Genomic DNA, 11,027 nt, shown 5'->3' with positions numbered 1-11,027 from the left:
CCATGAAGACCTCTCCGCAGTCGTCCGACGGCGACAAGCAAGCCGACCCGCATGCAAAGAAGCATCCGGGTTCGCTCCAGGACGCGTCAGCGCCGCTGCCGCATGAAACCGATCAGAGCCCGGAATCGCAACACGAGGACGATCCGCGTCGCGTCGGCAAGCAGGCGCATAGCGACACTGAGCGCGGATTGAAGGACACGGACCGCCGCGGCGGCGACGAGTATCAGCAAACGACTCAGAACGACGCGCACACGAATGTCAACTCCGATGGCAAAGCAGGTGGCGGCGGGCGCGGCAAGCATTGACGGTGCGTGTGCGCTGATTCTCGAGAAATGTCGCGTTGTCCCGGTCCGGCGCATCTACAACTGCGCAGCCGCAGCCGCAGCCGCAGCCGCAGCCGCAGCCGCAGCCGCAGCCGCAGCCGCAGCCACGGTCTGCGAGCCGGTTCCTATGCACTCGTGGCCACACCATGATGCCCAGCGCCCTGGTGCGCTCGGGCGTTGGGCACCGGCCGGACTCATGTCGGCTTGACGTCCCAATAAGGCGGATCGCCGAAATGCTCGGCGAGGAAATCAATGAGCGCGAGCGTCCTGGGCGGCACGAAGGCACGGCTCGGATAGACCGCCCAGATGGCCACATTTTCCGCGAGCGGATAAGCATCGAGCACGCTCACCAGATCACCGCTGCGCAGATACGCCGCCACGTCCCAGGTCGATTTGAGCGCGATGCCGAAACCGGCCAGCAAGGCGTCGCGGATCACTTCGCCATTGTCGGTAACGAGACGTCCATTCACGCGCACTGCGAGCGGACCGGCGGGCGTCACGAAGGCCCAGACGCGCTGATCGGACAGGATCATGCATTCGTGTTGGGCAAGGTCCGAAGGATGATGCGGCGCCCCACTCGCGGCGAGGTAGGCCGGCGCGGCGCACAGCACGCGGCGGTTCACGGCGAGGCGCCGCGCTACCAGCGACGAATCCTTGAGCACGCCGATGCGGATCGCCACGTCGATACCCGCATCGACCAGGTCGACCACCTGATCCGTCAGCCGCAGATCGACGCTGACACCGGGATAGCGGCGCAGGAATTCGCTGATCACCGGCGATACGTGCTGACGCCCGAACGACGACGGCATCGACACCCGCAAGCGCCCCTGCGGCTCGGCCTGTGCACGACCCACCGAGGCGCGTGCGGCATCGGCCGCGTCGAGCAGCGCCTCGGCGCGTGTCATGAACACTTCGCCGTCCTGCGTGAGACTGATGCGGCGGGTGGTCCGATGCAGCAGGCGCGCGCCAAGGCGCTTTTCCAGCTGCGCGATGCGCGAGCTCGCCACCGCTGCGGACAGGCCGAATTCGCGGCCGGCCGCCGATACATTGGCGAGCAGGGCGGCGCGCACGAACAGGGCGACGTCGAGCAGATCCAGTCGTTCCCGCTCACCGGACGAGGGTTTTATGGCGGTTCTTGCAGCGGGTTTTACAGGATGGTCAGGAAGGTCCATTCTTCTGAAATTCAAAAAGATGTTTCAGTCATTATGACGGTTTTATGAGAATAAGAATCGCCGTAGGATGACGTCAATGCGATCGATTGCCCGCGCGGCGCCAGGCGTCAGCGGCAACGATCGCTGGTCTCTCAACCTCATCTGAAAGAACAGGAGCTGTGATGAAAGCCGTAGGCCTCTATCGTTATTTGCCAATCGATCAAACCGAATCTCTGGTTGATGTCGACATTCCCGAGCCCGAAGCCACCGGCCGCGACCTGCTGGTGAAGGTCGAGGCCATTTCCGTCAATCCAGTCGACACCAAGGTGCGCGCCCCGAAAGATACCGTTGAGAAAGCGCCGCGTGTGCTCGGCTGGGACGCGGCCGGCACGGTGGTGGCGGTTGGTCCGGACGTCACGCTGTTCAAGGTCGGCGATCCGGTTTTCTATGCCGGCAGCATCACGCGGCCGGGCGCGAATAGCGAATTCCATCTGGTCGACGAGCGCATTGTCGGGCGCAAGCCGGCGTCACTCGATTTCACCCACGCGGCTGCATTGCCATTGACCGCGATCACGGCCTGGGAGGCGCTGTTCGACCGCCTCGGCGTGTCGCCGCAAGGCGCGGACGAAGGCCGTACCGTGCTGATCATCGGCGGGGCGGGTGGGGTTGGTTCGATCGGTATCCAGTTGGCCAAACAACTTGCGAAGCTGAAAGTGATCGCGACCGCCTCGCGTCCTGAATCGGCGAAGTGGGCAACGGAGTTGGGCGCGGATCATATCGTCGATCACTTTGGCGATATGCCCGCGCAGTTGAAAAAGCTGGGTTTCGACCAGGTCGATTACGTGCTGATCTTTAACGATACCGACAGGAATTTTCCCGCGTCCGCAGAAGTGATCAAACCGCAGGGCGGCATCTGCACGATCGTCGAAAACAGTCAGCCGTTGCCGGTCGAATTGCTGAAGGCGAAAAGCGCGGCATTCCATTGGGAATTCATGTTCACGCGTTCGATGTTCAGCACGCCGGACATGATCGAGCAGCATAAGCTGCTGACCGAGGTGGCGCGTCTCGTCGACGCAGGCACGTTGCGCACGACGGTGGGACAGGATCTGGGCAAGATCAACGCCGGGAATCTGCGCTGTGCGCATCAACTGCTCGAAGAGGGGCGCGCGATCGGCAAACTGGTGCTGACGGGCTTCTAAACAGCGCAAAAAACGCTTCACCGCAAGCGGGGTAACACCCGATTCGTATGAAGCGCGCGCAGCGCCGCTTGGCGGTAGACTGGTGGGGCATCATGCTAAAACAGTTGCGTGTCTCGCGGCTCGTCTGGCCGGGCCTCAACCCGGCATCATCAGGCCTCTTCAGGCTTCGGTCAGGCGGTGCAACGGCAGTAGCGCTTATGCGAGCGCGCAGCGGCACAACAACGAGGTGACAGTATGAGCTCCAGCTTCAAACTCTCCGCCGTTTCAGTTGTCGCTTCTCTCGCATGCGTTCTCGCGACCGGCATGCTTGTGCCGGCGGCTCACGCGGCCACGCCGATCACGGTGACGTCGCAGGCTGCCCTCGACGGTCCGATCCGCTACACGGTCCGCGTCACGTCTAAACAGTTCGGCAACTCACAGGAAACGCGCACGATCCGCTCCGGCGAATCGGACGACTTCACGTGGAAGACCGTGCCGCCGGGTGGCCCTGTGCCTGCGACGAATACCTGCCCGAATTATTCGTCGCTTCCGACGGATACCAACGGCGCGATGATTCGTCAGACGCAGATCCGCTTTGCACCGGTCGTCGCCGGTGACGGCACGGCATCCGTGCAACTGAGCTTCCAGGCGCAGACGCCGCACGGTGTGAAGACAGTGACGAGCGGCGGCAAAACGCTCAAGTGTCCGAACGACGTGACCGTCAGTCAGATTCTACGTTTTACGATGCCGGTCAACGGCAGCACGAAAACGCTGACACTCAATGACGGCACCGAAGTGGCGGTGACCGCGAAACGTTGAGGGACGCGCGGCGCGGCTTTGCTCAACGCCGCGCCGCGGCCCGCTCCACCAGCCGCGCCGACAGAAACCGGTGCTCCGCCGAGAAGAGCCGCCGATACGTGAGCAGCACCGCGCCCACCGTCCCTAGCGCTGACGACGCCGCGATCAGGAACATGATCACGATCTGATAGCGCACTGCCTGCAACGGCGACTGACCGGCGAGCACCTGCCCGGTCATCATGCCGGGCAGGCTCACCACGCCGACCACGGCCATCTGATTCAGCGTGGGCATCATGCCCGCGCGCACCGCCTGGCGCGCCGGCGCCTGCGCCGCTTCCCAACGGGTCGCGCCGAGCGCGAGCGCCATGTCCACACGGTCACGCCGCGCGGTTAGTTCCTCGGCCATCCGTTCGATGCCCAGCGATACGCCGGTCAGTGTATTGCCGAGGATCATGCCGAGAATCGGAATCGCATACTGCGGCTCGTACCACGGGTGAATACGGATCACGACGAAGAGTCCGACTGCGCTCACCAGCCATGAACTGACCCAGATCGACAGCACGCTGTCCACACGTTGACCCGCATACGTGCGATTGCCGCGCTGCGCGCCCGCGAAGCCGGCGATCAGCGTCATCACGACCATCAAGGGCAGCACCACGAACCAGTGGTCGTAACGGAACACCCAGCCGAGCACGTAGCCGATTGCCAGCAACTGGACGACGGTGCGTACCGCCGCCCATGCGAGCTTGCGTTCGAGATCCAGCTTGAGCGCGACCGACACCACGCCGTTCACCACGATCAGCAATGCGGCGATCGCGACGTCCCACAGACTCAGGTTTTGCAATGTCATTGGTCGAGTTCCTGAGGCGCGGGTGTGACTGCGGATTCGTCGAGCACACCGGCGCGCATCGTGAGGTGCCGCTTGCTCATGCGCGCGGCTTGCGCGGGATCGTGCGACACCCACATCGAGGCATGCCGGCCCGGGTCGGCATCGAACCACGCGTGCACCAACGCCTCGATCGCATGAGATGACTCTGGATCGAGCGACGCGGTGGGTTCGTCCAGCAGCAGCACTTCGGGCGCGAGTTGCAGAACGCGAATCAGCGCGGTGATCTGCGCTTCTCCGCCGGACAGTTCGCTCGCACGCTTGTCGAGAAAATCGTCGCCGCGGCCGGCCTGGGCGGCGAGGCTGGCCGCGTGCGCGCGATCGAAACGCACGTCGCGATAGGTGCGTAATTCGAACGGGTAACGCAGATTGTCCTCGACGCTGCCGTCGAGCAGCGCTGGCCGCTGCCGGATATACGCGACGTTGCGCCGGTAACGCGGAATGGCCGCACGCTCGACCGGCGCGCCGTGCCACATGATGCGTCCTGCATCGAGCGGATCGAGCAGGGCGAGGGCGCGCAGAAACACGCTTTTGCCTGAGCCCGATGGCCCGGTGACCGCGACGCGGTCGCCTGCGCGCAGGGCGAAGGTCGTCGGTTGCAGCAGCGTTTGCCCGCGCAATGCGTCGCGCCGGGTGATGCCGTCGGCGAGGACGAAGGGAACATCTGTCATGAGTGGGGTCGCGATGGATTTTTGCGTGGATTCGAAGGGTGCCATGACATTCATTGACGTTTTCATGGCAGGGCAACCTGTGCCCGAACGGTACGGCATGATAAAACGGCATCTATCAGACAGTACTACCAGGCACGATACGTGCTGCCCCGATGCACAACGAAGAACAACGACGGAGCTTCTCAATGGCAGTGGCGAGCACAATTGGAAGGCGGATAGGAAAAATCATCGCATGGCTGGTGGCGATCATCGTCATTCTGATTGTCGCGCTGACAATTTTTATCCTGACCTTTGACTGGAACCGGGCCCGGCCTTACGTCAACGACAAGGTCACGCAGGCAATCGGCCGGCCGTTCGCGATCAACGGCGATCTCAAAGTAGGGTGGCAGCATCCGGTCGGCGAGACCGGCTGGCGTGGCTGGGTGCCCTGGCCGCGTTTTTCGGCCGCCAACATCACGGTAGGCAATCCCGACTGGACCAAACAGCCGCACTTCGCGACGCTCGACGAAATCGATTTCGAGGTCAAGGTGCTGCCGCTGCTCGCGCATGACATCGTGATTCCCGCGATCAATCTCGTGAATCCCTCGGTCGACCTCGAACGACTGCTCGACGGGCGCAACAACTGGACTTTCAAACTGGCGTCGTCCAGCGGACCGTCTGAATGGAAGCTCGATCTGCACGACATCGCGTTTGCCAAGGGCAATATCGCGTTGTCCGATCAGCAGAAGAAAGTCGAGATGGAGATGGCCATCGATACGCTTGGCCAGCCGATTCCGATCGGCGAGGCGATGAAGCAGCAGGAGGCGGCTTCACGCAGTGCCTCGGCGGAGGCGTTGGGTAAAGCGGGCGCGAGCAAGCTCACCGCCCAGGCGAACGCGCAGGCGGCATCTGACGCCGCGGCGGCGTCTGCCGCGGCGGCCTCGGGCGCTTCGTCGACGGAGATCACCGCGTCGGGCGCGACAGCGGCGAATGGCGCATCAGGTGCGCTGGTTGCCGGTGGGGCGAACGGTGCGAACGGTGCGAACAGTGCAAGCGAGGGCGCGAGCGGCGCGGCGGCAGCCTCGGCGTCGAACGCCAGCGAAGCGGGTACGGCGAACGGTGCGAAGCCGGTGATCCCGCCATACGCGATAGGCTGGACCGTCAAGGGCACCTACAACAGGACGCCGATATCCGGCAGCGGCAAGGTGGGGGGCGTGCTGGCGTTGCAGGACGCGAACCGGCCGTTCCCGATTCAGGCCGATGTGAAGGCCGGCGATCTGCGTGTCGGTCTGGTGGGCACGCTCACCGATCCGGCGCATCTTGCCGCAGTCGATTTGCGCCTCTGGCTGCAAGGCAACAGCCTGGCGCGGCTGTATTCGCTGACAGGCGTGACCTTGCCCGACACGCCGCCCTATGCGACTGACGGGCGCCTCGTGGGCCAGTTCAAGTCCAGTGGGAATGTTTTCAAGTATGAAAATTTTACGGGCCGGGTGGGCGGCAGCGATCTGAACGGCTCGCTGACCTACACGGCACGTGAGCCGCGTCCGCTGTTGCAGGGCGAACTGGTGTCGCATCTGCTGCAGTTCTCGGATCTGGCGCCGATCATCGGCGCGGACTCGAAAGCCAGCAAGGCCAGGCGCGGCGATGCGACGGCGCAGCCGGGCAACAAGGTGCTGCCCGTCGAAGAGTTCCGCACCGACCGTTGGAAGTCGATCGACGCCGACGTGAAATTCACGGGCCGCCGCATCGTCAAGGACACCAGCTTGCCGATCACGGACCTGTACACACACGTCGTGATGACCGACGGCGTGCTGTCGCTCGAGCCGCTGAAGTTCGGCGTGGCGGGCGGCTCGCTGTCATCGAATATTCATCTGGACGGCAGCGCCACCCCGCTGAAGGGCCGCTTCGCGACTTCGGCGCGGCATCTGAAGCTCAAGCAGTTGTTCCCGAACTTCAAGACCATGCAGAACGCACTCGGCGAAATCAACGGCGACGCCGCGCTGACCGCGACGGGCAATTCGCCGGCGGCGTTGGCGGCGACGTCGAACGGCGAGGTGAAGGCATTGGTCACCGATGGCACGGTGAGCCGCCTGCTGATGGAAGCAGCGGGGTTGAACGTGGCCAACGTGGTCTATGAAAAGCTGTTCGGCAATCGTGACGTGAAGATCAACTGCGCGGCAGCGGACTTTGTCGCGACGAACGGCGTACTGGATTCGCGTGTCTTCGCGCTCGACACGGACGACGCGGTGATCAACATCGACGGCAATGTAAATCTGCGCGACGAGACCCTGGATCTTGGCGTGCATCCGCATACCAAGGGCTTCCGGGTGTTTTCGCTGCGCTCGCCGCTGTATGTGAAGGGAACGTTCAAGGACCCGCACGTGGGCGTGAATGCCGCCGCGCTGGCGCTTCGAGGCGGCGCCGCTATCGGGCTCGGGTTGATCAATCCGTTTGCGGCGCTGATTCCGCTGCTCGCGCCCAGCAATAACAAACCGTTGCCGTGCGGGCAGTTGCTGTCGCAGGTTCGTCAGGCGCCGACCGCGCCGCCGCCGGGCGTCAGGCAGCAACCTAAAACGGCCATTTCCCTCGACGGTGCGCCGCTCAACAAGTCTGCCGGAGGCGCTTCCTCGCCGACTACGGCCGACAGGAAGCCTGCGGTCAAGTCACCGGCCAATGCGGCCGAATACAAGGGGAACTGATGTTTTCTGCCCTGTCCGCGGACTGGTGGAGCTGGTCCTTCGGCGCCGGCCTGTCCTTTATTTTCTTGTGGCTGATTAGCGTTCCCGCAGTACGGGGCGAACGCCAGCATTCAGGCGGGAAAAGGAAAGGTAATGCCATTGGCGCGCGGGGCAGGCGAACAGGTGCCGCGCAGGCACAAGAGAACAACGGGATCAGCGCCGTAGACATGCAGAAAACGGCGCTGCCACGGGAAACAAAAAGATAATCGATTACCTTAACGAGCGCGGCGCGGCATCTCCCGCCGCATCCTGTCTGCGAACCCCTCGCCGGGCGCTGCCGACACGGGTGGCGCCAAACTCCGTCAGGATCTTGCCTCGGGCCCGGCTGGCAAACACCAGGAACCCAAATCCATCGGCTTCATACCAATATCCGCCGTTCTCGAGCCCATCGAGCGGCTGCTCCAACGCATTGGTGATGGATTCGATGCACCGGCGCCGCAATTCGGCGGGCGCTGGATAGGGTGGCTGGGCGCCTCGTACGCTGCACAGCAGAACGTCGAGCCCGGGTAGCACATGTGCATAGAGGACCGGCTCGTCCTGCGCGCGAGCGCGCGCAATTTTGGTGTCGAGCTGACCGAACGGCTTGAAATGCCGTAGTACCGCGAGGAACGACTCATCGCCGTCCACCTTCGCGCGTCTACGCTTTTTCGGGAAGGACATAAAAATTCGCCTGAAAAAGAATTGCAAGAAACGCAGCGTCCTCATGCGACAACTCCCGGCTTCGCGCGCCGCACGTCGATCTTTTATAGCATACGACAAGGCCGGATTCACGATGATTCGGCGTCTACGCCGTCCCACCGCCTCCCGCACGAATCATGCCGAACCGCCTCGCCGCGCGCTTTCGCTTCCCAGCACATCTGTCTCCATCATAGACGCACGCGCCGCCGAAAAAACATCTCGTACCAATAAAAAAGTCATTTTTGTGTGGGCGAGCGCATCTTGCCGCTACGTTGAAATATCTCACATTCACGTCGATAATGGCCCGTCCGGCTGCACCTTGGCGTGCTCGCCAGTTCCTACCGCAACGGCCCGCTGGCGTGGCGATGCGAGGTGCGTGATCCGTGCGTGCCGCCGCGGCTTGAACGACCCTTCGGGCGAACATGAAACTATTCACCAAGGGTTTGCTGCTGATTGCAGTGCCGAGCGTGGTCGAGCTGGCGCTTCTGGGCGTCGTCTTCGATACCCAGGAGCAAACAGCGCAGGCCGCGCAGTGGGTCAGCAACAGCAAGCAGATCCTTTATCAGTCGTCGGCCATTGTCGATCCGCTGCTGCGTCAGGCCGCGCGGGTTCGCACGGGTATGGTCGTCGGCGATCCGCTATTTATCGACCGCCGTACGGTGTGGGTCGATCTCGGCGACCGGCTTTCGAATCTCGAATCGCTGGTGGCGGATACGCCGCAACAGGTCGAGCGCGTGCGCAAGATGCAGCAGGCGATCGAAGCGTATCGTGCGCAGGCCGCCAGAATCTCGCAGGCGCTGCACGAAGGACACAACCTGAATTCGTTTGCCGAGCTGGACTCAGGTGCGCTTCCGCAGCAGATTGCACTGTTTCGCGAACAGCTGGCTGAGTTCAGTAACGAGGCCTCGCGGCTCGACACCGAGCGCGGCGCGGCGCTCGCAAGGCGGCGTGAACGCCAGCAATACGCGCTGATTGCCGCGGTGTTGGGCTCGATGCTGATCTGGGCGGCCACAGCCATGGTATTTGCGCGCAGCATCGGCCGGCGGCTGGAGGTATTGACGGGCAATGCCGAGCGTTTGGGCCGCGGGCGGCAGCTCGCGGCGCCGCTGTCCGGTAACGACGAAATCGCCGCGCTCGACGCGGTGCTGCATCAGACCGGCGCGCGTCTGCGCGAGGCCGACGGCGAGCAGGCCAGGTTGAAAGCGCGGCTCGAAGCGCGTGCGCAGGAACTCGCGGGCGTCAACGAAGAGCTGCGCCAGGAGACGCAAGACAATGAAATGTTCATCTACAGCGTGTCGCACGATCTGCGCTCGCCGCTGGTGAATCTGCAAGGCTTTTCGAAAGAATTACAGGTGTCGTGCGACGAACTGGACAGCATTGTCGAGGCGGCGAAACTGCCGGAGGCCGAGCATCAGCGTATGGTGCATATTCTCGACGGCGATGTGCGCGAGTCTCTGCAATATCTGCGCACAGCGGTAACGCGGGCGGCGGCGATCATCGACGCGCTTTTGCGGATTTCGCGTGCCGGCCGGCTCGAATACCAGTGGCAGCGGGTGAGTGTCGGACGGGTGGTAGGCCGCGTAGTCGACGCGCTGCAAGGCGCAATCAGCCAGCGCGCGGTGGTGGTCACCGTGCGCGAGTTGCCGCCTGCATGGGGCGACCCGGCCGCGATCGAACAGATTTTCAGTAACCTGATCGGTAACGCGCTCAATTATCTCGACCCGGCGCGCAATGGGCGCATCGAGGTCGGCGCGCTGGAGCCGGAACCGGTCGACGAGACGGAACCGCGCGCGTTGCGCACGCGCACTTATTATGTGCGCGACAATGGCCTCGGTATTCCGGCGGCGTATATGTCGAAGGTGTTCCGGGCGTTTCAGCGTCTGCATGGCGACGTCGCGAACGGAGACGGCATTGGCCTCGCGGTGGTGCGGCGGGTGGTGGAACGGCATGGCGGCCGCGTGTGGGTCGAGTCGGCGGAAGGCGCGGGGTCGACCTTTTTCGTCGTATTGCCGGAACAGCCTGCGCGCAATTGAGCCGGACAGACCCAGGGAAACGGTGGGAACAATTAAGAGCATCATGCGAAAACAGATTGTCTGCACGGAGGGCATATGAGTCACGGGGAAACGGTCAGTATTGTGCTGATCGAAGATGACGACGGCCACGCCACGCTGGTCGAGCGCAATCTGCGCCGTGCCGGTATTTCAAACGGTTTCGTGCGCTTTCGCGATGGCCAGCAGGCACTCGATTATTTCTTCGGCCCGGCGCCGGCGGACGCCGCCGCGAGCCCTTACCCGCCTCGCGAAGATCTGACGAATTTCGTCGTGCTGCTCGATCTGAAAATGCCGCGCGTGGATGGCTTCGAGGTGTTGCGGCGTCTGAAGGATTCGCCGCAGACAGCCGCGGTGCCCGTGATTGTGCTGACCACGACCGACGATCCGCGCGAAATCGCGCGCTGTTACGAATTGGGCTGCAACGTCTATATCACCAAGCCGGTCGAATACGACGCGTTCATCGAAGCGGTGCGCCGTCTCGGCTTCTTCCTGCAGGTGGTCAAGCTGCCGCCGGGCCACCGGCTGGCCGCGCCATGACGTAAGGTTCATGTGAAGGCGCTCCGAAAGCGGCCCA

At 63.3% G+C, this 11,027-nt stretch carries 11 protein-coding genes; 7 read left to right on the top strand and 4 right to left on the bottom strand.

All coding sequences use genetic code 11. From position 1 onward, the window contains the following. Positions 1–2: 2 nt before the first annotated feature. Complete coding sequence (locus PQR40_RS12375; protein WP_408509077.1) at positions 3–305, top strand: hypothetical protein; 303 nt, start codon at positions 3–5, stop codon at positions 303–305. 212 nt (positions 306–517) lie between these two features. Here PQR40_RS12375 and PQR40_RS12370 read toward each other — a convergent pair whose 3' ends face one another. Further along, a complete protein-coding gene (locus PQR40_RS12370) occupies positions 518–1,495 on the bottom strand; it encodes a LysR family transcriptional regulator (protein ID WP_408509076.1) in 978 nt (325 codons plus the stop codon). Positions 1,496–1,656: 161 nt separating this feature from the next. Here PQR40_RS12370 and PQR40_RS12365 point away from each other — a divergent pair, with 161 nt between their 5' ends. Then, entirely contained in the window at positions 1,657–2,673 is a 1,017-nt protein-coding gene (locus PQR40_RS12365) for a zinc-binding alcohol dehydrogenase family protein (RefSeq protein ID WP_408509075.1), read from the top strand. Between the two features lie 234 nt (positions 2,674–2,907). After that, the gene (locus PQR40_RS12360; protein ID WP_408223002.1) at positions 2,908–3,471 is read left to right on the top strand and encodes a DUF6013 family protein; all 564 of its coding nucleotides are present in this window, start codon (positions 2,908–2,910) and stop codon (positions 3,469–3,471) included. A 22-nt stretch (positions 3,472–3,493) separates the two neighbouring features. On the opposite strand, the gene PQR40_RS12355 is transcribed toward PQR40_RS12360, so the two are convergent. Together PQR40_RS12355 and PQR40_RS12350 are read right to left on the bottom strand one after the other, a co-directional pair. Beyond that, on the bottom strand, positions 3,494–4,300 hold the full coding sequence (locus PQR40_RS12355) for an ABC transporter permease (RefSeq protein WP_408388757.1): 807 nt from the start codon (positions 4,298–4,300) through the stop codon (positions 3,494–3,496). Next, positions 4,297–5,007 carry an ABC transporter ATP-binding protein gene (locus tag PQR40_RS12350; RefSeq protein ID WP_408509074.1) on the bottom strand — a complete coding sequence of 237 codons (711 nt, stop codon included), beginning with the start codon at positions 5,005–5,007 and terminating at the stop codon, positions 4,297–4,299. Before PQR40_RS12350 ends, PQR40_RS12355 begins: the two co-directional genes overlap by 4 nt. A gap of 185 nt (positions 5,008–5,192) precedes the next feature. Between PQR40_RS12350 and PQR40_RS12345 the strand changes: the two genes are divergently transcribed. Both PQR40_RS12345 and PQR40_RS12340 read left to right on the top strand, forming a co-directional pair. Continuing rightward, positions 5,193–7,685, top strand: a complete 2,493-nt coding sequence (locus PQR40_RS12345) for an AsmA family protein (protein ID WP_408509073.1) — start codon at positions 5,193–5,195, stop codon at positions 7,683–7,685. Continuing rightward, positions 7,685–7,930, top strand: a complete 246-nt coding sequence (locus PQR40_RS12340; protein WP_408223010.1) for a hypothetical protein — start codon at positions 7,685–7,687, stop codon at positions 7,928–7,930. The genes PQR40_RS12345 and PQR40_RS12340 overlap by 1 nt, the downstream gene beginning before the upstream one ends. Before the next feature lie 4 nt (positions 7,931–7,934). Here PQR40_RS12340 and PQR40_RS12335 read toward each other — a convergent pair whose 3' ends face one another. Further along, positions 7,935–8,429, bottom strand: coding sequence for a hypothetical protein (locus PQR40_RS12335; protein ID WP_408223265.1), 495 nt, complete (start codon positions 8,427–8,429; stop codon positions 7,935–7,937). Positions 8,430–8,824: 395 nt separating this feature from the next. On the opposite strand from PQR40_RS12335, the gene PQR40_RS12330 reads away from it, so the two are divergent. Together PQR40_RS12330 and PQR40_RS12325 are read left to right on the top strand one after the other, a co-directional pair. Next, entirely contained in the window at positions 8,825–10,435 is a 1,611-nt protein-coding gene (locus PQR40_RS12330; protein ID WP_408509072.1) for a sensor histidine kinase, read from the top strand. Between the two features lie 75 nt (positions 10,436–10,510). Further along, positions 10,511–10,990, top strand: a complete 480-nt coding sequence (locus PQR40_RS12325; protein ID WP_325047697.1) for a response regulator — start codon at positions 10,511–10,513, stop codon at positions 10,988–10,990. Positions 10,991–11,027: the final 37 nt, after the last annotated feature.

Source organism: Paraburkholderia sediminicola, assembly GCF_046026855.1.
In the GTDB taxonomy this organism is placed as follows: domain Bacteria; phylum Pseudomonadota; class Gammaproteobacteria; order Burkholderiales; family Burkholderiaceae; genus Paraburkholderia; species Paraburkholderia sediminicola_A.
The sequence above is the reverse complement of the archived record's forward strand: the minus strand, read 5'-3'. Positions and strand labels throughout refer to the sequence as shown.

Bases quoted from the DNA above. Each gene is read 5' to 3' on its own strand.
- PQR40_RS12350 (WP_408509074.1), bottom strand. From the start codon at position 5,007: ATGACAGATGTTCCCTTCGTCCTCGCCGACGGCATCACCCGGCGCGAC.
- PQR40_RS12325 (WP_325047697.1), top strand. From the start codon at position 10,511: ATGAGTCACGGGGAAACGGTCAGTATTGTGCTGATCGAAGATGACGAC.
- PQR40_RS12360 (WP_408223002.1), top strand. From the start codon at position 2,908: ATGAGCTCCAGCTTCAAACTCTCCGCCGTTTCAGTTGTCGCTTCTCTC.
- PQR40_RS12355 (WP_408388757.1), bottom strand. From the start codon at position 4,300: ATGACATTGCAAAACCTGAGTCTGTGGGACGTCGCGATCGCCGCATTG.
- PQR40_RS12365 (WP_408509075.1), top strand. From the start codon at position 1,657: ATGAAAGCCGTAGGCCTCTATCGTTATTTGCCAATCGATCAAACCGAA.
- PQR40_RS12345 (WP_408509073.1), top strand. From the start codon at position 5,193: ATGGCAGTGGCGAGCACAATTGGAAGGCGGATAGGAAAAATCATCGCA.
- PQR40_RS12370 (WP_408509076.1), bottom strand. From the start codon at position 1,495: ATGGACCTTCCTGACCATCCTGTAAAACCCGCTGCAAGAACCGCCATA.
- PQR40_RS12375 (WP_408509077.1), top strand. From the start codon at position 3: ATGAAGACCTCTCCGCAGTCGTCCGACGGCGACAAGCAAGCCGACCCG.
- PQR40_RS12335 (WP_408223265.1), bottom strand. From the start codon at position 8,429: ATGAGGACGCTGCGTTTCTTGCAATTCTTTTTCAGGCGAATTTTTATG.
- PQR40_RS12330 (WP_408509072.1), top strand. From the start codon at position 8,825: ATGAAACTATTCACCAAGGGTTTGCTGCTGATTGCAGTGCCGAGCGTG.
- PQR40_RS12340 (WP_408223010.1), top strand. From the start codon at position 7,685: ATGTTTTCTGCCCTGTCCGCGGACTGGTGGAGCTGGTCCTTCGGCGCC.